The sequence below is a fragment of the Mycobacterium barrassiae genome (genome assembly GCF_025822765.1).
Lineage (GTDB): Bacteria > Actinomycetota > Actinomycetes > Mycobacteriales > Mycobacteriaceae > Mycobacterium > Mycobacterium barrassiae.
Window position 1 is genome coordinate 165,265 of the sequence record NZ_JACKUK010000009.1, and the last position, 25,865, is coordinate 191,129.

A 25,865-nucleotide genomic window follows, 5' to 3' on the forward strand; every position below is an offset into this window, starting at 1 on the left:
AGCCGGTTCACCCCGGAACAGACCACCGAAAGCAGGGACATCATGAACACCACCGCAACCAAGAAGATCGCCCTCGCCGCACTCGCCGCCCCGGTCATGACCGCGCTGGCCGTCGGCCTTGCCGCCGCCGCCCACGCCGACACCGACCCCGCCTCCATCGACGGCGCCGCCCCCTCGGCCCCCACCGCAGTCGACACCATCAACGACTTCAAGGACCAGGGCTTCCGCGTCACCATCAACACCAGCGCCGACGTTCCGCTCACCCAATGCTCGGTCATCTCCACCCGCCAGGAGCGCCACCAGCACCACGGCCGCACCAACGACCTGGTCACCGTTTACGTCGACGCCTACTGCCCGCCCGCCGCATAAGTACCTGAGACGACGGAGTCCACGGTCATGACACGCAGATGGTCGGCGCTCGGCGTCCTCGCTCTGGGTGTCCTGCTGATTGGAGTCGACGCCACGGTGCTTGCGGTGGCAGTTCCGTTCATCACCGAAGACCTCGGCGCGACCGCCACCCAGGTGCTGTGGATCGGCGACATCTACTCCTTCGTGCTGGCCGGTCTGCTCGTCACGATGGGCGGTCTCGGCGACCGCATCGGTCACAAGAAGTTGTTGCTCGGTGGTGCAACCGGCTTCGCGATCATGTCGGTGGCGACGGCGTACGCGCCGACCGCCGAGCTGCTCATCGGCGCGCGCGCACTGCTCGCCGTCGCCGGAGCGACCCTGGCTCCGTCGACCCTCGCGCTGATCCGTGCGCTGTTCTCCGACTCGCGGGAACGCAGCGTCGCCGTGGGCATCTGGGCAGCCGTCTTCTCGGCCGGCACCGCACTGGGACCCGTCGTCGGTGGCCTCCTGCTCGAGCACTTCTGGTGGGGCTCGGTCTTCTTGATCAATGTCCCGCTGATCGTCGCGCTGCTGGTCGGCGGCGTCGTGCTGCTACCGGAAATGCGCAACGCCACACCCGGACCGGTGGACCTGCCCAGCGTCGGCCTGTCGCTGGTGGGAACCCTCGGCGTCGTCTACGCCCTCAAGGAAGGCGTCCACAACGGAATTCGCGTCGACATCGTGGTCGCCGGCCTACTCGGGGCCGCGGCGATGACGCTGTTCGTCCGACGCCAACTCCAACTGCCCGACCCACTGATCGACATCCGGCTGTTCTGCAACCGCACCTTCACCGGTGTCGTGACCGCCAACTTCCTTTCAATACTTGGACTTTCGGGCATGGTGTACTTCCTGTCCCAGTACTTCCAACTGGTGAATGGGTACAGCCCCTTGAACGCCGGGCTCGCCGAGCTGCCAGCCGCGGTGGCGGCGATGGTGTTCGGTGTCTTGGCCGGGGTGGCCGTGCGCTTCTGGTCACGACGCGCGGTGCTGGCGACCGGGTTGGCACTCATCGGATTCGCGATGGCGTCATTGACAACCCTCAGCCCGGCGACCGGCTACCCGCGGCTCGGTGTCGCCCTGTTCGTCATCGGTATGGGCCTCGGCCTGGCGTACACGGTGGCCAACGACCTCATCATCGACAGCGTTCCGCCGGAGCGCACGGGTGCGGCGGCGGCGCTCTCGGAGACCGCCTACGAGCTGGGCATGGCATTCGGTATCGCGGTCCTCGGCTCCATTGTCGCCGCCATCTACCGGGGCCTCGCGATCCCCCCGGGCATCCGTGACGACGTTGCGGCGTATGCGAGGGAAACCCTTGGCGCTGCGCATGATTCGGCAACCAAGCTGTCGCCCGAGAATGCTCACGCTCTGCTGACATCCGCCCAAAGCGCCTTCACCGAAGGTCTCGCCGTGGCAGCCGGTGTCGGCTCGATTCTGCTGTTGGCGTCGTCGGCCGCGGTGTGGGTCCTGCTGAAACCACACCGTGGCGAAAACTGTCGGAAAGGTCAAATCATGCGAGTATGCACACCCGCGGAGCTAAAGTCTGGGCACTTCTCAGGGCGACAGGAGGCACTGAAATGACACAGGTTTCGCCCGAGAAACCCGGCGCCGATGAGTTCTGTGAGGACTGCGGCTACGAACCCGAACTCAAACGGACGCTCGGCCAGTTTCAAGTGTTCGCAATCTCGTTCGCGTTCATCTCGGTGGCGGTCGGTGTCTTCGGTACCTACGACGACGTCCTGAGGAATGCAGGACCGGTCGGGATCTGGCTCTGGATCGTCGTGGCCATCGGGCAGACACTCGTGGCGCTCGTGATCGCGCAGTTCGCCGCCCGCATCCCCCTGAGCGGCTCCTCCTACCAATGGGGTTCACGACTGGCCAACCCAAAGGTCGGCTGGTGGTTCGGCTGGGCCAGCTTCTGCATCCTGGCGACGGGCGTGGTGGCCATCAACAACGCGCTGGCCCAAATGGCCCTGATGCCGCTGCTCGGAATGCCCGAGGACGAGGGCACGGCACGCATCATCACCGTGGTCCTGATGATCGTCGAGGCGCTGATCGTCATCGCGTCGACTCGCCTGTTGGCGATGATCAACAGCGGTGCGGTGGGTCTGGAGCTGTCGCTGGTGATCATCTTGACCATCGCGCTTTTCGTGGCTGTCGCGGTTTCCGGTAAGGGTTCAGTCAGCAACCTTGTGTCCCGAGGTATCACCGAGGGCGCCCCGAACTACTTCGCCATCGGCGGCGGTCTGATGCTCGCCACGGTCCTGGGCATGACGACACTTGTCGGTTTTGAGGCCGCGGCCAACCTCGCTGAGGAAGCCAAGGATCCCTACCGCACCGTCCCCCGCGCGGTGGTCGGCTCCGTCATCGCGGCGTCGGTGCTGGGACTCGTCTTCCTGATCTCGCTCACAGTTGCGATCGATGACATGGACCGGATCAGCCGCAGCGATTCACCGGTGGTGTTGATCCTGCGCGATCAGCTGGGCCCGGTGACCGAGAGCATCCTGCTCACCGCGATCGTCTTCGCGTTCTTCGGCGCCGGCTTGGTGACCCTGGCCACCTGCTCGCGGATCGTCTACGCGATGGCGCGTGATTCCCGCTTCCCCGCGCACGGGATGATGCGCCGCGTCAACCCACGCACCCAGACGCCGATTCCCGCGACGATCTTGGTGGTCGTGTTGGGGATCCTGCTGATGATCGCGATGCCGGGCGACGCGCTGCTGGCGCTGATCACCACTGGGACGATTCTCGGGCCTCTTCTCTACGGCGCGACCATCGTTCTCTACCTGTCGGTCCGCAAACGACTGGACCGCGTGGAGGGTGCGTTCGATCTCGGGCGCTTCGAAATGCCTGTCGCGGTGAGCGCTTTGATCTGGTCGGCGATCGCGATATTCGTGATCCTGGCTCCCCCGTCAGCGCGGGTCCCCACCGCGCTCGTGGCCGGGCTGTTCCTCATCGGCGGGCTCTACTTCTTCAAGCTGTGGACGTTCGACCGGGAGATCCTGGAGACCGAGCCTGGCGACACCGAAATGTTCAAGCACTGACCGATGGGCACCACAGTGAATACAAATTTGACGGGTGACGTTGTCCGGCAGGGCGATTCGCGATACGACTCTGCACACCTCGGCTTCAACCACTTGTTCCGCCATCGTCCTGAAGCGATCGTGTACTGCGGCGAGACGCAGGATGTGGTCAATGCGCTTGCGTGGGCACGGCATAACGAGGTTCCGGTCCGGGTCAGGAGCGGTGGGCACTGCCTGGAGGGCTGGTCCTCGGTCGACGACGGACTCGTCATCGACGTCAGCCGAATCAAGTCGGCGGCGATAGACGCGTCGTCGAACACCGCCACGGTCGGCGCCGGGCTCAACCAGTTGGAGGCGGTGACGTCACTCGGCGAGGCCGGATGTGCCGCGCCGACCGGCACCGAGGGCACGGTAGGGCTGGTCGGTGCGACGCTCGGCGGCGGCTTCGGCCTGCTCACCCGTAACTTCGGCATGGCGTCCGACAACCTCCTAGCGGCGGAGATCGTGGTGGCGCCGGCAGGCGGTGGGGCCGAGACGATCGTCGCGGACGAAGAGAACAACGCGGATCTGCTCTGGGCGTTACGTGGCGCCGGGAACGGGAATTTCGGCATCGTCACCTCACTGACGTACCGGACCTATCCGCTGACGCAGACCCTCTACGTCACCGCTACGTGGACGGGGCTCGACGAGCTGCCGGAGGTGTACGACGCGTGGCAACAGTCTGCGCCGTACACCGACAATCGCTTGACGAGCCAACTCGAAATACGCCGCGATGAGTTCGTCTTGATCGCCCTGCTGGCGTCGGGATCCGAGTCCGAAGCGTTGAACCTGCTGTCGCCGATCCTGTCGGTCGGCAAGCCGGAGGTCGTCGTGAAGGACGCGAGCTGGGCGGACACGTATGCGGAGTTCCAGATTCCACCCGCAGACGAGTTGACGAACTGGAAATTCCTGTCGCAGTTCATCTATGAGCCGTATCCGCCCGAAGCGGTGAACATCGTCAAGACGTTCATGGCTCAGGCGCCGACCCCGGAATCCAACTACTTCACCAACGCATTCGGCGGAGCGGTCCAGAACAGCGAACCGGCTGGCGGGTCCGCATTCGTTCATCGCAATGCGCTCTACTATGCCGAGCCCGGCGCCGGCTGGGGTGTCCGCGGTGGGCTTCCCGCGTCGGACGACCCGTTGACCGCGACGTGTGAAGCGTGGGTTGCGGAGTTCGGCGAAGCCCTGCAGCCCTACGTGAATGGGGCATACGTCAACGTGCCCAATACCGGTATGCCGGACTGGGAAGCCGCATACTGGGGGGCCAACGTCGACCGCCTGCGCACCGTCAAAGCCAAGTACGACCCCGACAACGTGTTCAGCTACGAACAGAGCGTGAAGGTTTAACCATGACAACAGAGAACATCGCGGGCCCCCGCAGCGCTGACGACGCGGTGCGCAGTTCCGGTTACGCACCCGAACTGAAGCGCACCCTCGGCCCGTTCCAGACGTTTGCGATCTCGTTCGCGTTCATCTCGGTCCTGGTCGCCATTTTCGCGACCTACGGCGCCGTGCTGCAGAGCTCGGGACCGGTGGGCATCTGGCTGTTCATCCTTGCCGGAATCGGGCAGACCCTTGTAGCACTCGTCGTGGCGCAGTTCGCGGCTCGCATCGCGCTTAGCGGTTCGTCCTACCAGTGGGCCTCACGGCTGGCGAATCCCAAGATCGGTTGGTGGTTCGGTTGGTTGACGTTCTGGTACCTGGCGATCGCAGTGGTCGCGATGACGAACGCACTGGTGAGCCAGGCCCTCATGCCGCTGTTGGGCATGGCGCCGGACGAACACGTCGCGCGTCTGATCACGGTCGCGGTGCTGCTCGTCGAGGCCGTGCTCGTCATCGCATCGACGCGGCTGCTCGGCATGATCTCGTCCACCGCCGTCGCGCTGGAACTCACCATTCTTGTGTTGTTGATAATCGGCGTCATCATCGTCATGGCGGTCACCGGCAGCGGCACGGTCGACAACCTCTTCTCGCGGGGCCTGGCCGAAGCAGACCCCCACTACTTCGCAATCGGCGGCGGATTGATGGCCGGCATGATCATGGGCATAGGAACCCTCGTGGGATTCGACTCCGCCGCGAACCTGGCCGAGGAGGCCAAGGACCCGTTCCGCAGCGTGCCACGCGCGATCGTGTTGTCGGTGGTGGCGTCGGGGGTGCTCGGCCTGCTGTTCGTCATCACGCTCACTGTGGCAATCAAGGACATCCCGTCGGTGACGACCAGCGGGTCACCCGTCGCTGCGATCATCCGCGAACAACTCGGACCGGTGTCGGAGCGAATCCTGCTGTCGGGCATCGCGATCGCGATGTTCGGTGCCGCGATGGTGATCATGGCGTCCGGCGCGCGACTGGCGTTCGCCATGGCCCGCGATGCGCGTTTCCCCGCGCACGCAGTGTTCCGCCGGGTCAATCCGCGCACCCAGACCCCGGTGTTCGCGACGCTTCTGATCCTCGGGATCGGCGTCATCCTCATGGTGGCGCTGCCCGGTGCCGCATTGCTGCAACTGATCATCGGATCGACCCTGCTGCCTGCCCTCATCTACGGCGGCATCGTCGTGCTCTACCTCGCCGTCCGGAAACGCCTCGGACGCAAGGAAGGCGCGTTCAGCCTCGGGCGCTTCGAGTTGCCGGTGGCCGTCGCCGCGGTGATCTGGGTTGCGTTGGCCGTGCTGGCGCTGGTGTCACCATCGGACGCATTGGTTCCTGACCTGATCGTCCTCGGCTTGGTCCTGACGGGCGGGGTCTACTTCGCCAAGATGCTGTACTTCAACCGCGATGTCCTCGAGCACGAGCCGGGCGAGGACTCGGCTACCTCGTTTGCGCCGTAGCCGCGCACTGATCGCTGGAGGCACCGAGACTGCGCACAGATCGCGGATCAGCGCGAAAACGCGATCTGTGCGCAGTCTCGGCGTCGACGGTTCCAAGAATTCGTCAAGAATCCTTCAAGGTCGCCGACGCACCCTTCCACAACTGGAAGGGAACGCACATGCACAAGCTCTTGCATCAAGCAGCGGTCGTCGCAGCAGCCGCCGTAGTGGTGGTCGGATGCTCGTCGTCAACGGAACCGGGCGCGCAGCCCGGCACCTCCTCTGCACCCGCGTCGCCGTCGCCGACTCCGTCGGCGGAGATGGTCGCCCACAACACCGAGGCCCCGATCCAGGCCATCCCGTGGTCCGAGGTCGGCCAGGGCTGGATGCTCGCGATGTGGAACGCCGCCTCGCCCAATAATCCCGGCGATGACTTCTCCCCCGACGAGCCGACGCCCTACAACGCCGAGACGACGCTGTACCTCGTCAACCCCGAAGGGGGTCGTTACGCGATCACGACGTTCGCCGCGCCGGGTGACGACGGTTCGCTGCCGGTACTCGCCGACTGGTCGGGCGACGGCAGCCGCGCACTCTTCTATCGGCACGGCGATGACTTGACCGTGATCGAGGTCAACCTGCACACCGGCGAGCGCACGTCGTTCCCGGTCAAGGGCGGCTACTCCGTCGTCCCGCGCTACACCCAGCCCGAGGGCAAGGCGGTGCTGCTGCTGAAATCGAACGACGTCGACAGCCCGGCCTCACTCACGCGCGTCGACCTTTCCGGCAAGCAGCAACTGACGTATCCGGTCGACAAGCTCGGTAGCGAATTCAACGCCTCGGCCCTCTCCACGCCCGACGGCACTCGGCTGCTGCTCGGCACCGAAAGCGGTCTGGCGTTGATGGGCAACAACGGGACGCCCGGAGACCAGCTATCGATTCCGAATACCAGCGACTGCACCCCGGTGCGCTGGTGGGAGAAGGACGTCGCCCTAACTCGTTGCTACGGAGCAGAATTCAGCTCTTCGAGGCTGTGGCTCGTCCCCATCGACGGCACGGCTCCGCGACCGCTGACCGCGGAGAACGACGGAACCGTCGGTCCGGATCTGGCCGACCTGAACGCCTGGCAGCTGCCGGCAGGCACGTTCGTCCAGGCGGCGGGTGGATGCGGTTACATCTATCTCGCGAAGCTCAACTCGACCGACGGTACGACCACCCCGGTGTCCGTACCGGACGTGGAAGAAGAGCACAGCATCCGGGTGCTCGGTGTTACTGACGGCCGGCTGCAGCTACAAGCGACGCAGGCGTGCGGGAGCGGCGACTCGCTACTCGACTACGACCCGGCGTCGGGAACCTCCACGGTGCTGCTCGGCGGCGACGTGAACGGCGGCGGCGTCGTCGACGCGGTCGCCTACCCGGACACCGAATAGCCCACGGGTTCACCCATTTACTTCACGGTCGAAATCTGCGACCGTGTCAATTTCACAGGTCAGTGCTAAGGAGACAGCGATGCGCACTCGAATTGTTCCGGTGTTTGCGGCCGCGTTGGTATTGGCCGGGTGTAGCGGCTCTCCCACGGAGGAGGCCGAATCTCCCGAGTCGTCGGCGGCCGCGCAGTCGGCGGGGGAGAACGTCGACTCGAAGAACGGCCCGGCCCCCGAGGCCCCCGCGGACGGCGGGACCGGCGGGACGATGATCGTCATGTACGAGGACGCCGACACCCCGGAAGCGCTGAACGGGAAGAAGATTCAGCAGGACAATCAAATGCTCGAAGAGCTCGCCGCCGATGTGAACGAGTCGCTCAACCTGCCCCACGACGTCACTCTGCGCGGAGCGCAATGCGGTACTCCGAACGCCTATTGGAGTGAGGCCGACAACGCGATCACCATGTGCTACGAGGACACCGACTGGTCCCTTGCGGCGTTCACAAAGGCGGGTGACGCCGATCCCCTGGAGGCAGCGCTGGGTTCCGAGTACACGACCTTCTATCACGAGCTCGCTCATATGGCGGTCAGCGTTTACGACCTTCCAATCACCGGACGCGAGGAGGACGCCGCCGATCAGGCCGCCGCCTACCTACTTCTGACGCCAGGCGAGGACGGCCAGGACCCGCAGTCGGTTGACGCAGTGAAAGACTTTGCGCGCGCTTTCGCCGTACTCGCAGAAGTCCAGACTGAGTTCACCGCGGAAGACATGGCCGACGAACACTCATTGAACCTCCAGCGGGTCTACAACTTGGAATGCTGGATCTACGGATCCAATCCCGAAGCCAATGGTGACCTGGTCGCGAACGGTCAACTGCCCCAGGACCGTGCGGAGCGCTGCCCCGAGGAGTGGGAACAGCTCGAACAAGCGTGGTCGACACTGCTCGAACCCCACTGGAAGTAGCGGCGACACCATGGAGGCTGTGATCTTGATAACTGGCGGCCGTCGCGTGCAGGACATTATTGACACTGGCGTCGGCGGCGATTTCCAAAGACCCGCGTAATCGCCGATCAGCCGATACATTCCGTCCGTGGAACCCCAGAACCCGCAGGCGCCAGAGCGCCAAGGAACTACGCGCCACGGCGCCAAGCCACGCTCCGGCGGGCGGCGCATCGCAACGATTCTCATCGTCGTTGTGCTCTTCGTGTTGGCCTACGTTGTCACGCTGTTCGCGTATTGGGAGCTGTCCGGTTCTGCCACGGAGTTGGGCCCGGCCGACGAGGGCGACGGATCCGAGACAGTCGTCCTCGTGACGGTGAAGGCATTGCGCACTGTCGACTACCAGGCCGACGTCAAGGTGCTCGTCGTCCCACAGGATGACCTCGTCGACGAACGCCTCGAGGTCCTCAACACCGACATCTCGGTGCGGCTGTACCCGTGGAATACCCTGGGCGACTTGAACTTTCCCGCCGGTGAGTCCCCCGCCGAAAAGACCACCACCCTCGACCTCGATGGTGACGTGAACAATTGGCCGTTCGACCGGTACACAACCGCGCCGATCAGTGCGACGTTGCTCGTCGGATCTGGCGAGGACCGGCAGTACATGCCCGCCCGCGTCGAACTCGAAGGGGCGCTGCAGGGCTGGGACCTCTACGCCGACGAGGTAGCCCCGGGACCAAACGACTCCGGCAGCGAAACCGCAACCAAGCTGACACTGAAACGGTCCCTTGGCCCACTCGCATTCGATCTCGGCATCTGCCTCGTGTTGATCACCCTGCCGACGCTGGCGATCATCACAGCGGTGCAAGTGATCACGAGACGTAAGGCATTCCAGATGCCGTTCCTAACGTGGTACGCCGCAATGCTGTTCGCGGTCGTCCCGCTGCGGAACATCCTCCCGGGAGCGCCGCCGCCGGGGGCCTGGATCGACGTCGCCCTCGTGTTGTGGGTCCTCGTCGCGTTGGTCACCGCGATGGTGATGGCGGTCGTCTCCTGGCAAAGGCAGGTCGACTAGTTCTGGAGTCGGCTACAGCCAGAGGTTTCCGAGTTCCTCCGCAATGGCCTCCGGATCCTGATTCCCGGTGTTGCAACTGACGGCGATGGCCGTACGTCGGTCCGGGCTGACGTGGAACGCGGTGACCGAACCGGACCACTCACCATCGTGGTAGAGCTCCCCGTTGGGTAGGACGAATAGACCCGCGCCGTAGCGCTCGTCGCCGTCGGGATCGGTCTCCACCGCTCCCGCGGTTTGCGCCTCGAGCAGCTTCGGGCCGCCCACTTTGCCGGTGCGGTAGTTGTCCGCCCAACGGACCAGTTGGGACGGCGTGGTCTGGACCGCGCCGTCGCCAACCTGCTCCCAGGCGGTGACCGCCAGGGTGTATTCGCCGGTGCTGTCGTCATATTCGTAGGGCTGCGCACTGTCTGGCAGGACGCGGGGATCCATTGTCATCGCCAGGTCGAGTGGTTTGAAGACCCGCGCGTTCAAGAATGCCGGCAACGGTTGGCCGGAGACCTGCTGCACGATGTCGGCGAGCAGCAGGTAGTTGGAGTTCGAATAGTCGAACTGGGAGCCGGGTTCGAACTGCAGCTCAGGCACTTTCGCCAATACCTGCACCGCCTGCTCCTGCGTGGTGCGGTCGGTGTAGTCGTATCCGGCATCCTCGAGCAGCCCGATGTAGTCAGGGATGCCGCTCGTCTGGTGCATCAGCTGTTCGACGGTCACGGTTTCGGCCCATTCGGGTAATCCGGGTAAGTGACTCGCCAGCGAGTCATCGAGCGACAGTTTGCCGTCGTTCGCCAGTAGGAGGATTGCGGTTGCGGTGAATTGCTTTGACACCGAGGCGATGTCGAAGACACTGTGAGTGGTGAGTTGCGCGCCCGTTTCCAGGTCGGCGAGACCCCGGGCTCCTGACCAGACCACGTCGCCTTCGATCCCAACCGCCGCGGAGCATCCTGGCTCATCGGCCTTGACGGCGCCGTCCAACACGCTCTGACTGCTGGCCGCCAAGTCGGGATCAGCCGCACCCGTCACCGAAACGGTGGACGTCGTAGGCGCGCCTGCTTGCGTTGTCGGAGAGGGTTCTTCGGCGGCGTCGCTCTGGTCACCGCAGGCGGCGAGTAGTAGCACGACTGCAACGAGTCGAAGTGCCATTCCACGTTTGACGTCCATCATGGCTACCTCCTGGCGCCGAGGATATAGCGCTGACCCGTGAATCGACTGTCGTCTGAGCAGAAGCTGAGATTGCGCTGATTCAGCGGCAGCAGTTCGGATCGAGCACCGTGCAGAGTGCGGTCAAGGACTCACGCCGGGGCCAGTGGTACACGTTCATGCCGCGCCGCTCCGATTCGACCATGCCCGCACGACGTAATTGCGAAAGGTGATGGCTGACAGTGGATTCGCCCAGTCCCACCGCGGCAGCCAGATCCTTGCTGCACTCCTCACCCGCATCGCTGCTGAACAACAGCGACATCAGTTGCACCCGCACCGGGTCAGCCAGGGCCTTGAGACGAAGCGCGATCTCCAGTGCCTCGTCATCGCCGAGCGGCCCGGCCGCGACTGGTGAGCAACAGACGGGTGAGGACACGTCGACCATGGGCAGGGCCTTGGGCATGGCTGCATTCTGCCACAGGATATTGACATAAGTCGAAAAGGTGGCATCATCGGTGCCATCAAAAGTTCGACATAAGTCACATAGGTAGACGGAGGTCACCATGTCCCGTGTTCAACTCGCCCTCAACGTCGACGACCTCGGCGAGGCCGTGCAGTTCTACTCGAAGCTGTTCAACACCCAGCCAGCGAAACTCAAGGAGGGATACGCCAACTTCGTCGTCGCCGAGCCCGCCCTCAAGCTCGTGTTACTCGAGAACCCAGGAAAAGGCGGCACCCTCAACCACCTTGGGGTCGAGGTTGACTCCAGCGACACCGTCCATGAAGAGATCGGTCGCCTGGCCGCGCAGGGGATGTTCACCGAAGAAGAGATGGGCACGACGTGCTGCTTCGCCACCCAAGACAAGGCGTGGGTGACTGGGCCCGGCGGCGAGAGGTGGGAGATCTACACGGTCCTCGCCGACTCCGAGCATTTCGGCACCAGTCCCGCACTGCTGGGCGCCGACCCGTCGGGCGGATGCTCATGCGGTGCCTGCAACGACGGCGATGTGACGGACGGGCACCGCGCCGAAACGCCGACGGCCTGCTGCTGAGGTCGCGCCGTCGGCGGTGAGCGATGTTCGCCTCCGGCGTCCACAAAGCATCCACTCACCGTCAACACCGCCCGGATACGTTCTGTTTTCTGATTCAAATTTCGCGATTTTGGATACATCTTGATCAAAGAGTGATGTGATGGGGATCACTGCGAAGATGAATTCATTCGCCAGGCGATCCGCGGGAGGGGGGGAACGGTGGACCCGAAATTCAGCCCGGTGTTCATCGCGGTGTTGTTCGTGGCAGTCGCAGCAATGATGGCGGTCGCGATATTCGTGGAGCAGATGCGACGCCGCCGAGATCGGGTGGACGGTGTGTTGATGAGCTGGGACGATCTGCGCCTGACCGCCAGCCACCTCATCGTCGGGTCCGGCAGTGATGCCCTGCGGTTGCCGCTCGACGGACTCAAGGCCGAGGTCGTCGTCAGCACTCCCCCGCGCCAAGCCGAAAGCGATGGCGAAGTTCGGATGACCATCCACAACGCCGGCCACGAGATCCGCCGCCTGCAGCCCTACTCATACGGCTCCAGCGGAAGCGCGCAGGCGTTCGCCATCAAGTTCAACTCGCTCAGTGCTCAGCTGCGCGAGGCTTCGGAAGCCACGTCCGACGCCGCTCCTCGCCGCGCAGACCGTCACGCGGCCTGACCGCGGTTCTGGCTAAAGCTTCTTGAGCTCAGCCACCAGCGTGGCCAACTGCCCAATATTGGCGGTCACTTCGTCGACACCACCGACAGTCCCGGTCACATTCCCGAGGATGGCGTGCTCGAGTCCGTTGTCGGCGTAGCCGCTGATTCGCTCGGTGATTTCGGTGGCGTTGCCGATGAAGAAGAACTCCTCGACAAGCTCGAACGGGATCATGGGCGCAAGTGCCCGAAGTTGTTCCGGATCGAGTTCGTGTTGAATCACGTCGACCAGACCGCGGCAGTCATCGCCGGCCGGATGCTTCAGCCCATGTTTCGCCCAGATCTCTGCCGACACCATCAGCGCCACAAGTTTTCCTAGTGGGTCGCGCTCCATCAGATCTGCTGCATGCGAACGTGATTCGGCCAATAGTGTCGAGATATGCATCGCGCATTCAGGTGTCGGCCTGCCTGCCCTTTCCGCATGCCCGGCGAGGATACGGCGTTTCTCCCCGTAATCCGACGAGCTCATCGGCCAGGCCGGCACCCAGCCGTCACCGTAAGTGCCCGCCAGGCGCAGCATGCGCGGTTCTTGACCGCCCACCCACACTTCTGGGGGACCGACATCGTCGCGCTGCAACGGAAGTCCCATCCGGCCGGAGAGCCCCTCGGGCATGGTGCCGTGATCGAGGAGTGATCGCAGCGCGACCAGGAACTGTTCGAAACGTGTTACGGGGGTGGAAAAGTCGTAGCCGAACGGTACCAAGTTCTCCGCCTCCCCCGCCCCGACGCCGAGAACGAAGCCCCCACGGCACACTTGATGCAGTGTCAGCGCGGATCGCGCGACATCCGGCGCACGCCGGCGGATTCCATCGGTGACACAGATCCCGATGGGGAGGGTGGACTCACGCCCGATCAGCCCGACGCAAACAAACGGGTCGTACCACGCGTCGGCATCCGGCGACAGCGTTGACAACGCCATGTCAGGCCAGAGCGCCGGATGCGCGCAGCCCAAAATGTGGTCGGGAACCCACAGCGAGTCGACGTTGGATTCCTCTGCGGCGGCGACCATCATGCGGTACGACTCGAACGGGTGCATCGGTGACACGAGCATCCCGACCTTCACGATTCGCCCTTTCGCTGGCGCCATTCGGTGTCCTCTCACGAGGATTATTGCGGCTCACATCATTTGTCGTCGTCGGTGGGCCTTCAAAGACCTGGAACGTGCAGTAACCTCGGCGCCTGATGACCGGGAAGTTGATCGTCCTCAACGGCGGCTCCAGCGCGGGGAAAAGCTCAGTAGCCCTGGAGTTTCAGGAGCTGGCCTCCGAATGCTGGCTGCACCTTGGTATCGACGCGTTCTGGGGCGCGCTGCCACACAGCCAGCTCGACCTACAGCAGGTGCGTCCCGAGTACTACACGTGGGATCTCACCGTCGACGCCGACGGCCTCGAATGGTTGAGCGTCACTCCCGGGCCCCTTCTCGAAAAGGCGATGCACGCCCGCTATCTCGCCATCCGAGCCTTCCTCGACGAAGGGATCAACGTCATCTCCGATGACCTGATCTGGACTCGAGACTGGCTTATTGACTTGCTCTCAACCTTCGACGGTTACGACGTGTGGTTGGTGGGTCTGCACGTGTCCGATGAGGAAGGCGCCCGGCGGGAACGTGAGCGCGGCGGTCGCATCGCCGGCTCGAATCGCGGAAGTGCCGTCCTCGCCCACGCCGACATGGAGTACGACTTCGAGCTGGACACCACCGGCGTCGCTCCTCAGGTACTGGCGCAGGACATCTGCGAGAAGTACCAGGCCCTTCCACGCCCCACGGCATTCGATCGGCTGCGGCGACGCTTCATCTCTTGACTTCTCGGGCTTGGTCAAACATGACCGACCAGGCGATCCGCAGCGTAGATTCCTTTGGCTATGACGCTGAGACGAGTACTTTCGCGCGCCGCGATTGCCGGCATCCTGGTTGTGTTTACCCCCTTGATCGGGGCAGGGTCCGCCCATGCCAACGACCACATGATCACACTGACCTTTATCCGGAGCGCGGAGTCGCTGAGTAATGCGGCCAACCTCGTCGACACCTCCGTGCCGGGGCCCGCCCTCAGCCCTCTCGGCTTCGGGCATGCGGTAGCAGCCGCGAACGAGTTGCGCGCCAACGGGTATGACGGCGTTTACGCCTCCACAGCGCTGCGCGCGCAGCAGTCCGCAGAACCACTGGCGCAGGCGCTGGGCCTTCCGGTGACTGTGCTGCCCGGTCTTCGACAGATTGAGGCGGGCAAGTACGAAGGCCTACCGGTACCCGAGACACATGTGACCGAGACTGCCGCGTGGCTCGATGGCGATCTCAGCACCGGTATCCCGGGTTCCATCACGGGCGACGAATTCCTCGCGCGCTTCAACGAAGCGGTCCAAACCATCTACGACAGCGGCCAAAACAATCCCATCGCGTTCGGGCACTCGACCTCGACCATGCTCTGGGTCCTGATGAACGTCAGCAATCCGGACGACTCCCTACTGACGACACATCCGCTGCCGAACCTGGGGCGCATCGTCGTCACTGGGAGCCCCCAAGATGGCTGGCGGCTCACGTACTGGGACGGCGCGCCGATACCGGAGTAGTCAATCAAGGCTCAAGGGCGATTTCCCCTCCAACACCCTTGACCCGGCCGGCAACTAAGTGCGACACTCATGTCGCATTTAGTTGCCTCAACCCGGCGAGGAGTCCGAGTGTCAGCGCTACTGTCAGACACCAGTTCACGCACGGGGGCTCGTCGCGGCCTGACGTATTTCTGGCCCGTGCTCGGCGCGGCTTCGCTGCTTCTCGCGTGCTACTCGTTGGGGCGGTGGCTGGCCGGCGGGGTGTCGTCGGTGCCACCCGGCGACGACCCGATGCCCACTGCGCAGTTGGTGCTCATGCATGCGCTCGAGTGGATTCAATTCGCCGCCTTTCTGGCGATCGTCGGATGGGTTGTGGTCAGACCGCTGATCCAGCGACGCCCGCTCGGGTTCGACGGGCTGTTCGTGATCGCCGCGTTTCTGCTCAACTTCTGGGATGTGATGGACAACTACTGGTCCTTCTCATTTCAGTACAACGCGCATCACCTGAACGTCGGCTCATGGGGCGGGTACATCCCCGGATGGCAGAGCCCACAGCCTGAATTATGGTCTGTACCAATCGGCTTCGTATTTGGCGCGTACACGTGGGCGTTCTTCCTGGCTGTGCGCTCCGGATGCGCATTGTTGACCTACCTGCAGAACCGATATCCCACGTGGGGGCCGCTGCGCGCGTTCGGCGTGGTGTTCGTTTCGAACATGTTCATCGAGGCGATCTCGGAAAATGTCTACCTCCGTATTGGCGCCATCGCGAACATCAGACCTTATGAGGCACTGACACTTTGGGATGGCACCCAACACGCCTGGCCCGTCTACAACCCGATTCTGTTCTCTCTCGTGTGGACCGCGCTGACCGCATTCCGTTGGTACCGGGATAAGGACGGGCTGACGTTCGTGGAGAGAGGCCTGCCCGCGACGCGCGGCGGACAGCAACCATCAACGATCCTTCGATTCTTCGCGATATTCGCGTTCCTCGAAGTCACGTACCTCCTCCTCTATTTCCTCCCGTGGAATCTATTCGCCGCCATGCGCACAGCCCCACCGAACGTTTTTCCGTCGTACTTCCCGGTGCCGTAACCGGACGGCGATTGCGCTAGGTCGTCGGTGCTTCTGCCGCCTGCGGCAGTCGGTCGACTCGCACCGGTACCGAGTTCATTGCCGCGTTACCAGACAGAATGTCGTGTAGCTCTGGATCATTGATGTCGTTCGCGCTGGCACCGGCCTTCGATGCGGCAAGTCGCCATCCGACTCCAGGCCGGTCGTGGCCGAATCCGTGCGGAATGGAGACCACTCCGCGCCGGATCGCATCGGTGACCTGCAGAGGAACTTCTATTGACCCGATCACGGAGCTGACGCGTACCACTTCACCGTCGTTGAGCCCGCGCTGTGCTGCGTCGTCGGGGTGCAGCATCGCGGTACAGCGATCGCCGCCCTTCATCAGCCGCGGCGAATTGTGCATCCAGGAGTTGTTGCTCCGAAGTTGACGCCGACCGATCAACGTGAGGTCGTAGCCACCTTGACGGCTCGCGGCGTCCTCCTCGGCTCGCCTGGCCAGCTTGGCCGCCTCTTCGACGAGCCGCGGGGCGGCCAACTTGATGCGACGGTCCGGGGTGCCCAGATCATCTGGGAGGCAGGACTCCAGCGCGCCGAGGTCGATGCCGTGCGGCGCTTCTTTGATGCGGCGAAACGTCAACCCGCGTCGGGGCCCCGCACGCAAAACACCGCGAGGACTGGTGAGAATGGCCAAGTCGACCAGCCGCTTCGGCGACATGCGCCCCACCGTGTTGGCGATCAGCCGCCCGCGCAGCCCATGACTCACGCGCTGCGTCAGAGCGTTGAGTATTTCCCAGTCTTCAAGTCCATCTGGGTCTTTCGGAACTGCAGCCGGGCTGTAACGGACATGATTGCGTACCGACATCGCCGCAAAAACCAGGTCCAGGTCATCGCGCTGCAGCGCCGACACCGGCGGCAAGATCACATTCGCATGGCGCGATGTCTCATTGACGTACATGTCTACGGCAACAAAGAAGTCGAGCCGCTCCAACGCGGCATCGAGCCGCCGCCCGCCGGGCGCCGACAGCACGGGGTTACCCGCGTGGACAATCAGGGCCCGCACTCGTCCGGCGTTGATCTGATCGGGAAGCGTCGCAACCGGGAATTCACCGTTCACGACCGGCCGGCCCGTAACGCGGTCGCGCAGCATCGGATTGATGCCGATGACACCCTTACGCGTACCGAGACGTCCTGCCGCTACAAGATCTACGGGTGGTTTGGCGAACATCGACCCACCAGGAGAATCGAGTCGACCGGTGATGACGTTCAGCGCCAGGATGAGCCAGTGTGTGACACTGCCGGTGCGCGTCTGACACACCCCGACGCGGCCGTAGGCGACGGGCGCAGTGGCGGCGGCGAATTCGCGAGCGATCCGTTGAATGGTCGCAGCATCGACGCCGGCGTACTCACCGGCGCGTGCGGGCGGCCACTCGTCGGCAATTCGGCGTACCTCATCGCTGCCATCAGTGAAAGCCGCGAGGCGTCCAGGAGACGTCAGGCCTTCTTTGAACAACACATGGATGATCCCGAGCAGGAGGAACGGGTCTCCGCCCGGTCGCACAGCGATGTGCTCCGTTGCCAAATCGGCAGTTTCGGTTCGACGCGGGTCCACCACTACCACGCGCCCGCCCCGGTTCATCACGTCGCGCAGACGCCTGCGCACCCCGGGCGCGGTCATCGCTGAACCGTTGGACGCCGCCGGATTCGCGCCGAGCATCAGCATGTAGTCGATCCGATCGATATCGGGCACGGCGAAAACTGCGGCGTTGCCTAACACTTCGCCGTTGACAACCTGCTGCGGACTTTGGTCCAGCGATGAGGCAGAACAGTTGCTGCTGGTGCGCAGGGCCGTGCGCATCGCGAAGAACGCGTAGAAACCCCAATTGTGTGCGCCGGGATTGCCGAGATATGTTCCGACGGCGTCAGGTCCGTAGCGTCGCTGCACCGTGCGAATGCCAGACTCTACGAGCGCGAAGGCATCGCCCCAACTGATGCGTTCCCAACGGTCACCGACCCGGCGGACCGGGTGGCGCAGCCGGTCAGGATCTTCATAGAGATCGGCCAGCGCCGGCGCTTTCGGACACACATAGCCGCGAGAGAACTCGTCCTCCTTGTCACCGGCGATACGCAACACCGCGTCGCCCTCGACTTCAACCGTGATTCCGCAGTGCGCCTCGCACAGATTGCACGTGCGCAGGATCGTCAGCGACATAGCGATCACAATAGCAATTTGCTACGCAATTGAGTGGCAAAACTACAAACCCTTCGTAGTATGCGTACCGTATTTGCGCCGCGATGATGCGAAGTCGCGGTTCACGAGAATGTGAACTGTCCCGCTCATGAGGACGACGGTCATCTCTCGCGCCACTCTTCTGCCCTAATCTCGAAGGGTGCAAAGGGAAAAGGCCGAAGTTGCGCGTCGCGCAGACCACCGAGCGACACGAGCGCGCGTCGTCACGGCTGCCGCCCGCACCTTCAACCGTGACCGTGACGCTCCCATGGACCGCGTCGCCGAGGTCGCCGGAGTCCACCGCGCGACCTTGTACCGACACTTCCCGACACGACGCGAACTGCTCGAGGCAGTGCTCGACGACGCCCTGATCGAAGGGCGCCGGATCGTCGAGATGGCTGCCGCGCTAGCCCCGAACGAGGCTTCAGTTCATGAATTCGCCTCGCACGCAATAAAATTTGGGGACAAGTACGCGTTTCTGATCGACACCCCTACGCTGTCGGCAGCTGGGCCCGACCCGATCGGACTGTCGCGATTGATGGAGAGCTGGCAGCAGGCGGGATTGCTTCGTGACGATGTGAACCCAGTATGGCTGGCCCGCAATTTCATCGTGCTCACTCAAACGACGATCGCCGTTCGCGAAGTCACCGCCGGTGAACAGCGTGAGAGCCTGCTCACACGGTTCTTTCTTCATGGGGCGGCCCGCTGACGACCAGGGTGCGCTTCATAGGCGCACTGCCCCGGTTCAGCACCGCATCAGAGCGTCATCCGCGCGTCGCCGGGTACATGCCTCGAACATCACGCGGTCATCCATAACGCAGTCAGGCCCGCTGAAAGGCGGGCTTGACTGCGAACATGCTGGTGGCAGGTGCAGGATTCGAACCTGCGTAGGCGTTAGCCGACGGATTTACAGTCCGCTCCCATTGGCCGCTCGGGCAACCTGCCTGGGTGCTGCACCGGCCGGGTGGCCCGGTTTGGTGCGACTAGCAGGGTACAACGAGGATGGTGCTAAGACGAAAACGCACCTGACATATCGAGGAGGACAGAGTCCAATGGCGGATTCATCGTTCGACATCGTCAGCAAGGTCGACCGCCAGGAGGTCGACAACGCGCTGAACCAGGCGGCCAAGGAGCTGTCCACCCGCTACGACTTCCGCGGGACCGACACCTCAATCGCCTGGCAGGGCGAGGAGACCGTCGTCATCACGTCCTCGACCGAGGAGCGCGTCAAGGCCGCGATCGACGTCTTCAAGGAGAAGCTCGTCCGCCGGGACATCTCCATGAAGGCATTCGACGTCGGCGAGCCGCAGGCCTCGGGCAAGACCTACAAGGTCAGCGGCCAGATCAAGCAGGGCATCAGCACCGAGCACGCCAAGAAGATCACCAAGATCATCCGCGACGAGGGCCCCAAGGGCGTCAAGACCCAGATCCAGGGCGACGAGATCCGGGTCTCCTCGAAGAAACGTGACGATCTGCAGGCCGTCATCGCCCTGCTGAAGGGTTCCGACCTCGAGGTGGCTCTGCAGTTCGTCAACTACCGCTGACCGGGCGTAGTAAGCGGCGGCGTTCCCGAATCGGCCCTCGTTTCCAGCCTCCGGTCATACCCTGATCGGCATGGCACCTTCGCAACGCGAACCCAAAGTCGTCGTCCTCGGTGGAGGCTCCTGGGGCACCACCGTGGCGTCCATCTGCGCCCGGCGCGGCCCGACGCTGCAATGGGTGCGCTCCGAGGAGACCGCCAACGACATCAACGAGCGCCATCGCAACAGCAAGTACCTCGGCAACGACGTCGAGCTGGCACTGACGCTGCAGGCCACCACCGACTTCTCCGAGGCCGCCGAGTGCGCCGACGTCATCGTGATGGGTGTGCCGTCGCACGGCTTCCGGGCGGTGCTCACCGAGCTGGCCAAGGAACTACGGCCGTGGGTGCCGGTCGTCTCGCTGGTGAAGGGCCTCGAGCAGGGCACCAACTACCGGATGAGCCAAATCGTCAACGAGGTGCTGCCCGGCCACCCGGCGGGCATCCTGGCCGGACCGAACATCGCGCGCGAGGTGGCCGAGGGATACGCCGCCGCGGCGGTGCTCGCGATGCCCGACCAGAGTCTGGCGTCGAACCTCGGAAACCTGTTCCGCACCAGACGGTTTAGGACCTACACCACCGACGACGTGGTCGGGGTGGAGATGGCCGGCGCGCTCAAGAACGTGTACGCGATCGCGGTCGGCATGGGGTATTCCCTTGGCATCGGCGAGAACACGCGCGCTATGGTGATCGCCCGCGCCCTGCGGGAGATGTCGAAGCTCGGCGAGGCGATGGGTGGCCACCGCGATACATTCGCCGGTCTCGCCGGCATGGGCGACCTCATCGTCACGTGCACCAGCCAGCGCAGCCGCAACCGCCACGTCGGCGAACAGCTCGGCTCCGGTAAGACGATCGAGGAAATCATCTCGTCGATGAATCAGGTCGCCGAGGGCGTCAAGGCCGCGAGCGTCATCATGGAATTCGCTGACAAGTACGGCATCTCGATGCCGATCGCCAGAGAGGTCGATGGCGTCGTCAACCACGGTTCCACCGTCGAGCAGGCCTACCGCGGCCTCATGCGCGAGGAACCCGGGCACGAGGTGCACGGGGCAGGGTTCTGACCTCGAGGGGCTGGGCACCTACTTTTTGAGTGCTATGTCCGAGATTGAACACAGGGCTGTGCGAGGCCAACGACCGTCGGTTCAATCTCGGTCATAGGGCCGCCGACAACCATGACGCTCAGTTGAAGTACGGGTTGGTGCCCTCGGGTCGATCCAGGAGCGGGTTAACGCCGCCATTGATGATGTAGCTGCCCGCGGGGCTGAGGACGAACCCAGACTGGTTGCGGCTGTCCGCACACGTCGTCACCGATCCGTCGCTGCCGCAGCTCACCGTCTGAAAGCTGAGCCTTGAACCGGCTGGCAGCGGCGTGGCGTCGACCCCGGCGAACACATCTCCGGCCGAATTCGCGAACGATGGGACTCCGGGGCCGCCGCTGACGAGGTTGGCCCCCTGTGGCGCCGCGGGAATCGCCCCGCTGCAGCCGTAGCCGCCGTTGCGCTGCAGCACGCAGGTCAGCCCGTCGGGCGTCCTGAAGGCGTACCACTGGCCGTCCACCACCTGGTAATCCGACAGCTTCGCCGGAGCGTACGCATTCACGTTCGGAGGTGGCGGCGGGGGTGGCGGCGACGGCTGGGCCATCGCGATGCCCGGCAGGCCGATCAGGGCCGCGCCCGCGGCCCCCACGACGCCGATCAACCTTCTGTTCAGCACGGTCCACACCCTAAAGGGTGCAGTTGTGACTCGCAGCATGGCCTTTTCATCGGCCGCCGGCCTGCAGGCGTTACTCAGTAATAGCGGTCCGGGCCGCGGCCGGCCATCGCCTCCAGCCGTGCGATGCGCTCTTCCATCGGCGGATGCGTCGAGAAGAGCTTGCCGATCCGCTCCCCCGCCCGGAACGGGTTGGCGATCATCAGGTGCGCCTGGTCGGCCAGCTGCGGCTCTGGCGGCAGCGGTGCCTGCTGCACGCCCGCGCTGATCTTGCGCAGCGCGCTCGCCAACGCCAGTGGATCGCCCGTCAACTCCGCGCCCGACTGGTCGGCCTGGTACTCACGCGACCGGGAGACCGCCAGCTTGATCACCGTCGCGGCGATCGGCCCGAGAAGCGCAACCAGAAGCATCGCAAAGGGATTGGAGCCACCCTCGCGGCTGCCGCCGAACATCCCCGCGAACTGCGCGACCATCGCGAGCGCGGTCACGACCGACGCCATCGCCCCGGCCACACACGAGATGAGGATGTCGCGGTTGTACACGTGGCTCAGCTCGTGGCCGAGGACCGCCCGCAGCTCCCGTTCGTTGAGGATGCCCAGGATGCCCGTCGTACAGCACACCGCCGCGTTGCGCGGATTACGCCCCGTCGCGAATGCGTTGGGGGCCGCGGTGTCGCTGATGTAGAGCCGCGGCATCGGCTGGCGCGCGGTGGTCGCCAGCTCACGGACGATCTTGTACATCACCGGCGCCTGCATCTCGTTCACCGGCTGCGCGTGCATCGCCCGAAGCGCCAGCTTGTCGCTGTTGAAGTACACGTAGACGTTCATGCCGACGGCGAACAGCACGGCCAGATACATGATGTTCCGGCCGAACAGCGCCCCGATGAAGACGATCAGCGCCGAAAAGCCCGCAAGCAGCAAGAACGTCTTGGCGGTGTTGGCGTGCGGATGCCAGGTCATCGCGGCTGTCTCCTTCCGGGCCGAATACTCACACCGAGACGTATCACAGCAGAATTAACGCATAGACAGGCTCGACAAGTTCCGCAGCCTGTCAGCCGTGGCGGTTGGCGGTGTAGTCCGCCAGCGTCGCCAGCGCCTGCCGGCCGGGGCCCTCGGGCAGATTCGCCAGTTCCTCGCGCGCCCGCGCGGCGTACTCGGCGACCGTCTCCTTGGCCCGGACCATGCCCTGCGAGGCGCGCAGCAGCGCGAGAGCCTCCGCCAGGTCGTCGTCGTTCTCGATCGGGCCGGTGAGCAGCTCGCGAAGCCGGTCGGCGTCCGGGCCGGTATCCCGCAGCGCGTAGAGCACCGGCAGCGTGTGCACACCCTCGCGCAGATCGGTGCCGGGCAGCTTGCCGGATTCGTCTGGGTCGCTGTCGATGTCGATGATGTCGTCGGAGATCTGGAACGCCGTGCCGACGATGCCGCCGAGGCGGCTCAGCCGTTCGATCTGCTCTTCGTCGGCACCCGAGAACGTCGCCCCGAACCGGCCCGATGCCGCGATCAGGCAGGCGGTCTTCTCGTACACCACCTTGAGGTAGTGCTCGACGGAGTCGACGTGGTCGGCCGCCCCGCGGGTTTCGCGCATCTGGCCCGTGACCAGCTGGGCGAAGGTGTCGGCGATGACGCGCACTGCCTCCGGCCCCAGCCGCGAGACCAGCCGCGACGCCGTCGCGAAGAGGTAGTCACCGGCCAGGATCGCGATGTTGTTGCTCCAGCGCGCGTTCGCACTGGGCGCACCGCGACGCATCTGCGCCTCATCCATCACGTCGTCGTGGTACAGCGTCGCCAGGTGAACCAGCTCGATGACGGCGCCTGCCACGTCGACCTGCCACGCATCGGGTTCGGGGCCCAACCGGGCCGCCAACACCGTGAACAAGGGACGGAACCGCTTCCCGCCGGCCTGGAACAGGTGCTGGACCGCCTCGGACATCAGTTCGTCGGCTTTGCCCAGCTCAGTGGCCATGAGATCTTCGATGCGGGCGACGGCCTCGCGAACGTCCTGCGCAAACACGGGGTCCCCGAAGTCGACCCCTGCCACCACACTCGCGGGCGTTCTCACCCTGCCAACATACTGGGAACCATGGACTTACCGGCGGGCAGGAGCGGAGCGACCGGGGGATCGATGAAGGCCGACGTGGTCGTGGTGGGGGCTGGACCCGCCGGTTCGGCCGCCGCGGCGTGGGCCTGCCGCGCCGGGCGCGACGTGCTCGTGATCGACTCCGCGCAATTCCCCCGCGACAAGGCGTGCGGTGACGGGCTGACCCCGCGGGCGGTCCAGGAGATGGAGCGCCTCGGGCTCGGGGAGTGGCTGGACGGCCGCGTGCGGCACCGCGGGCTGCGGATGTCGGGGTTCGGCTCCGACGTGGAAATCGAGTGGCCGGGACCGTCGTTTCCGTCGACCTCCAGCGCGGTGCCACGCACCGAACTCGACGACCGCATCCGCATGGTCGCCGTCGACGAAGGCGCCAAGATGCTGCTCGGCGCCAAAGCCGTTGATGTACACCATGATTCGTCTGGACGCGTGTCGTCGGTGATCCTTGACTCGGGTGCGGAGATCGGATGCGGTGAGCTCATCGTCGCCGACGGCGCACGCTCGACGCTCGGCCGGGTGCTGGGCCGCGAGTGGCACAAGCAGACGGTGTACGGGGTGGCGATCCGCGGGTACATCGCCACGCCTCGGGCGAGCGAGCCGTGGATCACGTCGCACCTGGAGCTGCGCTCGCCGCAACGTGAGGTGCTGCCGGGCTACGGCTGGATCTTCCCGTTGGGCAACGGCGAGGTGAACATAGGCGTCGGGGCGCTGGCGACCTCGAAGCGTCCCGCTGACGCCGCGTTACGGCCGCTGATGTCGTATTACACCGACCTGCGCCGCGAGGAATGGGGCTTCGACGGTCAGCCACGCGCGGGTCTGTCGGCGCTGCTGCCGATGGGCGGCGCGGTTTCCGGGGTCTCCGGGCCGAACTGGATGCTGATCGGCGACGCCGCGGCCTGCGTCAACCCGCTGAACGGCGAGGGCATCGACTACGGGCTGGAGACCGGCAGGCTGGCGGCCGAGCTGCTGGGCACCGGCGATCTGACGGCGGCGTGGCCTGCGGTCCTGTCCGAGCATTACGCGCAGGGCTTCTCCGTGGCCCGCCGGCTGGGTCTGCTGCTGACGATTCCGCGGTTCCTGCCCGCGACGGGGCCGCTGGCGATGCGGTCGACCTTCTTGATGACGATCGCGGTCCGTGTGATGGGCAACTTCGTCACCGACGAGGACGCGGATTGGGTTGCGCGGGTGTGGCGCCGAGCGGGCGTGCTGTCGCGAAGGATCGACGAACGACCGCCGTTCCGCTAGTCGTCATCGCCGCGGAGCATCCGCTTCTGCAACGCCATCGCGATGCTCACGTCCGCGGGTGTCTTGTTTTCCGCGCTTGAAGCGGTGAGCCCCAACGCAATCAAGATGTCTGCCGCGGTGATGAACAGACCCCACCAGTACGCCCAGCGGATCGTGGGATCAGGTTGCGTCGCGAAGTAGATGATGAGGAAAAGCGGGCCGACGATGCCGAAGACGAACGTCATCGCCTGAAACATCAGATACCGCTTGAACGTAGCCATCTCGCGTGCAGAATAGCGCGGGTGGCCCAGCGGATGGTCGATGTGTACCGCGCTCCGATGCGGTCCCGCAGCGACGACTTCGACTTGCAACCGACCATCGATCGCGCGCTGGCGATGGGCCTCGTCGGCTTCGGCGACGCGGGGGCCGACGAACGGCTGGACCGTCGAGTCACCCGGTTCGGCGCCGTCGCCGACGGTTCGTTCGTATGGACGCGCGACGCCGATGGGCTGTACTGGCTCGGGCGCATCGAGGGTCCGCTTTTTCATGACGATGACGGCGCCGCGGTCGACCTCGTCCACGTTCGACCCTGTCGGTGGGTCACCGATCCGGTGCTCGAGCCTGACGTACCCGCCTCGGTGCTGGCGACCTTCGCGCGAGGCGGACGCAATTTCCAACAGACCCACGATCCGAATGTCGGCGAGCAAACAGAAGCGATTTGGCGTAAGCGTCACGGGATTTGAGCGCGAAACCGTCGTAAAACGCCGGCGAATTTGACAGCCAGACTAAATATAAGCCCTGCTAGAGGACCTATTGTCGACGGCTCAGCTGGATTATTCTTGAACACACGAGCGTTCCACTAGG

26 protein-coding genes and 1 tRNA gene are annotated in these 25,865 nt (G+C 64.5%); 18 read left to right on the forward strand and 9 right to left on the reverse strand.

Annotation, left to right across the window (positions count from 1 at the left end; translation table 11 throughout):
• Nucleotides 1-42 precede the first annotated feature (42 nt).
• The 8 genes from H7J93_RS01550 to H7J93_RS01585 all read left to right on the forward strand — a co-directional run bounded on the left by H7J93_RS01550 (nt 43) and on the right by H7J93_RS01585 (nt 9,689).
• A complete protein-coding gene (locus tag H7J93_RS01550) occupies nt 43-369 on the forward strand; it encodes a hypothetical protein (protein ID WP_267304527.1) in 327 nt (108 codons plus the stop codon).
• Nucleotides 370-396: 27 nt separating this feature from the next.
• Entirely contained in the window at nt 397-1,965 is a 1,569-nt protein-coding gene (locus H7J93_RS01555) for an MFS transporter (RefSeq protein ID WP_267304528.1), read from the forward strand.
• A complete protein-coding gene (locus H7J93_RS01560; RefSeq protein ID WP_267304529.1) occupies nt 1,962-3,428 on the forward strand; it encodes an APC family permease in 1,467 nt (488 codons plus the stop codon). Before H7J93_RS01555 ends, H7J93_RS01560 begins: the two co-directional genes overlap by 4 nt.
• Nucleotides 3,429-3,455: 27 nt before the next feature.
• Nucleotides 3,456-4,796: an FAD-binding oxidoreductase gene (locus tag H7J93_RS01565; protein ID WP_267304530.1), complete on the forward strand. Its 1,341-nt coding sequence runs from the start codon at nt 3,456-3,458 to the stop codon at nt 4,794-4,796.
• Between the two features lie 2 nt (nt 4,797-4,798).
• Nucleotides 4,799-6,274 (forward strand): APC family permease, encoded by a 1,476-nt coding sequence (locus H7J93_RS01570; RefSeq protein WP_267304531.1) that lies wholly within the window; start codon nt 4,799-4,801, stop codon nt 6,272-6,274.
• Nucleotides 6,275-6,432: 158 nt separating this feature from the next.
• Nucleotides 6,433-7,680, forward strand: a complete 1,248-nt coding sequence (locus H7J93_RS01575) for a hypothetical protein (protein WP_267304532.1) — start codon at nt 6,433-6,435, stop codon at nt 7,678-7,680.
• Nucleotides 7,681-7,759: 79 nt separating this feature from the next.
• Nucleotides 7,760-8,638 carry a DUF4344 domain-containing metallopeptidase gene (locus H7J93_RS01580; RefSeq protein ID WP_267304533.1) on the forward strand — a complete coding sequence of 293 codons (879 nt, stop codon included), beginning with the start codon at nt 7,760-7,762 and terminating at the stop codon, nt 8,636-8,638.
• Nucleotides 8,639-8,765: 127 nt separating this feature from the next.
• Nucleotides 8,766-9,689, forward strand: coding sequence for a DUF4436 domain-containing protein (locus H7J93_RS01585; RefSeq protein ID WP_267304534.1), 924 nt, complete (start codon nt 8,766-8,768; stop codon nt 9,687-9,689).
• Nucleotides 9,690-9,701: 12 nt separating this feature from the next.
• Here the strand turns inward: H7J93_RS01585 and H7J93_RS01590 are convergent, their stop codons facing one another.
• Together H7J93_RS01590 and H7J93_RS01595 are read right to left on the reverse strand one after the other, a co-directional pair.
• Nucleotides 9,702-10,847, reverse strand: coding sequence for a serine hydrolase domain-containing protein (locus H7J93_RS01590; RefSeq protein WP_267304535.1), 1,146 nt, complete (start codon nt 10,845-10,847; stop codon nt 9,702-9,704).
• A gap of 79 nt (nt 10,848-10,926) precedes the next feature.
• Nucleotides 10,927-11,286 (reverse strand): Rv2640c family ArsR-like transcriptional regulator, encoded by a 360-nt coding sequence (locus tag H7J93_RS01595; RefSeq protein WP_267304536.1) that lies wholly within the window; start codon nt 11,284-11,286, stop codon nt 10,927-10,929.
• A gap of 100 nt (nt 11,287-11,386) precedes the next feature.
• Here H7J93_RS01595 and H7J93_RS01600 point away from each other — a divergent pair, with 100 nt between their 5' ends.
• Nucleotides 11,387-11,875, forward strand: a complete 489-nt coding sequence (locus tag H7J93_RS01600) for an ArsI/CadI family heavy metal resistance metalloenzyme (protein ID WP_267304537.1) — start codon at nt 11,387-11,389, stop codon at nt 11,873-11,875.
• A gap of 198 nt (nt 11,876-12,073) precedes the next feature.
• Nucleotides 12,074-12,520 carry a hypothetical protein gene (locus H7J93_RS01605; protein ID WP_267304538.1) on the forward strand — a complete coding sequence of 149 codons (447 nt, stop codon included), beginning with the start codon at nt 12,074-12,076 and terminating at the stop codon, nt 12,518-12,520.
• A 12-nt stretch (nt 12,521-12,532) separates the two neighbouring features.
• Here H7J93_RS01605 and H7J93_RS01610 read toward each other — a convergent pair whose 3' ends face one another.
• Entirely contained in the window at nt 12,533-13,645 is a 1,113-nt protein-coding gene (locus H7J93_RS01610) for an LLM class flavin-dependent oxidoreductase (protein ID WP_267304539.1), read from the reverse strand.
• Between the two features lie 95 nt (nt 13,646-13,740).
• Here H7J93_RS01610 and H7J93_RS01615 point away from each other — a divergent pair, with 95 nt between their 5' ends.
• From H7J93_RS01615 to H7J93_RS01625, 3 genes are all read left to right on the forward strand, one after another.
• Nucleotides 13,741-14,358 carry a phosphotransferase-like protein gene (locus H7J93_RS01615; protein WP_267304540.1) on the forward strand — a complete coding sequence of 206 codons (618 nt, stop codon included), beginning with the start codon at nt 13,741-13,743 and terminating at the stop codon, nt 14,356-14,358.
• A 60-nt stretch (nt 14,359-14,418) separates the two neighbouring features.
• The gene (locus tag H7J93_RS01620; protein WP_267304684.1) at nt 14,419-15,120 is read left to right on the forward strand and encodes a histidine phosphatase family protein; all 702 of its coding nucleotides are present in this window, start codon (nt 14,419-14,421) and stop codon (nt 15,118-15,120) included.
• Nucleotides 15,121-15,228: 108 nt separating this feature from the next.
• On the forward strand, nt 15,229-16,191 hold the full coding sequence (locus H7J93_RS01625; protein ID WP_267304541.1) for a spirocyclase AveC family protein: 963 nt from the start codon (nt 15,229-15,231) through the stop codon (nt 16,189-16,191).
• Nucleotides 16,192-16,207: 16 nt separating this feature from the next.
• On the opposite strand, the gene H7J93_RS01630 is transcribed toward H7J93_RS01625, so the two are convergent.
• Nucleotides 16,208-18,379: a molybdopterin-dependent oxidoreductase gene (locus H7J93_RS01630; protein ID WP_267304542.1), complete on the reverse strand. Its 2,172-nt coding sequence runs from the start codon at nt 18,377-18,379 to the stop codon at nt 16,208-16,210.
• Nucleotides 18,380-18,557: 178 nt separating this feature from the next.
• Here H7J93_RS01630 and H7J93_RS01635 point away from each other — a divergent pair, with 178 nt between their 5' ends.
• Nucleotides 18,558-19,106, forward strand: a complete 549-nt coding sequence (locus H7J93_RS01635) for a TetR/AcrR family transcriptional regulator (RefSeq protein ID WP_267304543.1) — start codon at nt 18,558-18,560, stop codon at nt 19,104-19,106.
• Nucleotides 19,107-19,256: 150 nt separating this feature from the next.
• Here H7J93_RS01635 and H7J93_RS01640 read toward each other — a convergent pair.
• Nucleotides 19,257-19,342 (reverse strand) — tRNA-Tyr (locus H7J93_RS01640).
• Nucleotides 19,343-19,449: 107 nt separating this feature from the next.
• Between H7J93_RS01640 and H7J93_RS01645 the strand changes: the two genes are divergently transcribed.
• Entirely contained in the window at nt 19,450-19,941 is a 492-nt protein-coding gene (locus tag H7J93_RS01645) for a YajQ family cyclic di-GMP-binding protein (protein WP_267304544.1), read from the forward strand.
• Between the two features lie 70 nt (nt 19,942-20,011).
• Nucleotides 20,012-21,037 (forward strand): NAD(P)H-dependent glycerol-3-phosphate dehydrogenase, encoded by a 1,026-nt coding sequence (locus H7J93_RS01650; protein WP_267304545.1) that lies wholly within the window; start codon nt 20,012-20,014, stop codon nt 21,035-21,037.
• Nucleotides 21,038-21,155: 118 nt separating this feature from the next.
• Here the strand turns inward: H7J93_RS01650 and H7J93_RS01655 are convergent, their stop codons facing one another.
• The 3 genes from H7J93_RS01655 to grcC1 all read right to left on the reverse strand — a co-directional run bounded on the left by H7J93_RS01655 (nt 21,156) and on the right by grcC1 (nt 23,744).
• A complete protein-coding gene (locus tag H7J93_RS01655) occupies nt 21,156-21,728 on the reverse strand; it encodes a hypothetical protein (protein ID WP_267304546.1) in 573 nt (190 codons plus the stop codon).
• Nucleotides 21,729-21,763: 35 nt separating this feature from the next.
• Entirely contained in the window at nt 21,764-22,645 is an 882-nt protein-coding gene (gene htpX / locus H7J93_RS01660) for a zinc metalloprotease HtpX (RefSeq protein ID WP_267304547.1), read from the reverse strand.
• Between the two features lie 91 nt (nt 22,646-22,736).
• Complete coding sequence (gene grcC1 / locus H7J93_RS01665; RefSeq protein ID WP_267304548.1) at nt 22,737-23,744, reverse strand: nonaprenyl/(2E,6E)-farnesyl/geranylgeranyl diphosphat synthase; 1,008 nt, start codon at nt 23,742-23,744, stop codon at nt 22,737-22,739.
• A 63-nt stretch (nt 23,745-23,807) separates the two neighbouring features.
• Between grcC1 and menJ the strand changes: the two genes are divergently transcribed.
• Complete coding sequence (gene menJ / locus H7J93_RS01670) at nt 23,808-25,022, forward strand: menaquinone reductase MenJ (RefSeq protein WP_267304685.1); 1,215 nt, start codon at nt 23,808-23,810, stop codon at nt 25,020-25,022.
• Here the strand turns inward: menJ and H7J93_RS01675 are convergent.
• The gene (locus H7J93_RS01675; protein WP_267304549.1) at nt 25,019-25,282 is read right to left on the reverse strand and encodes a hypothetical protein; all 264 of its coding nucleotides are present in this window, start codon (nt 25,280-25,282) and stop codon (nt 25,019-25,021) included. The genes menJ and H7J93_RS01675 overlap by 4 nt on opposite strands.
• A 33-nt stretch (nt 25,283-25,315) precedes the next feature.
• Between H7J93_RS01675 and H7J93_RS01680 the strand changes: the two genes are divergently transcribed.
• Nucleotides 25,316-25,744, forward strand: a complete 429-nt coding sequence (locus H7J93_RS01680; RefSeq protein ID WP_267304686.1) for a GAF domain-containing protein — start codon at nt 25,316-25,318, stop codon at nt 25,742-25,744.
• The last annotated feature ends 121 nt before the right edge of the window (nt 25,745-25,865 follow it).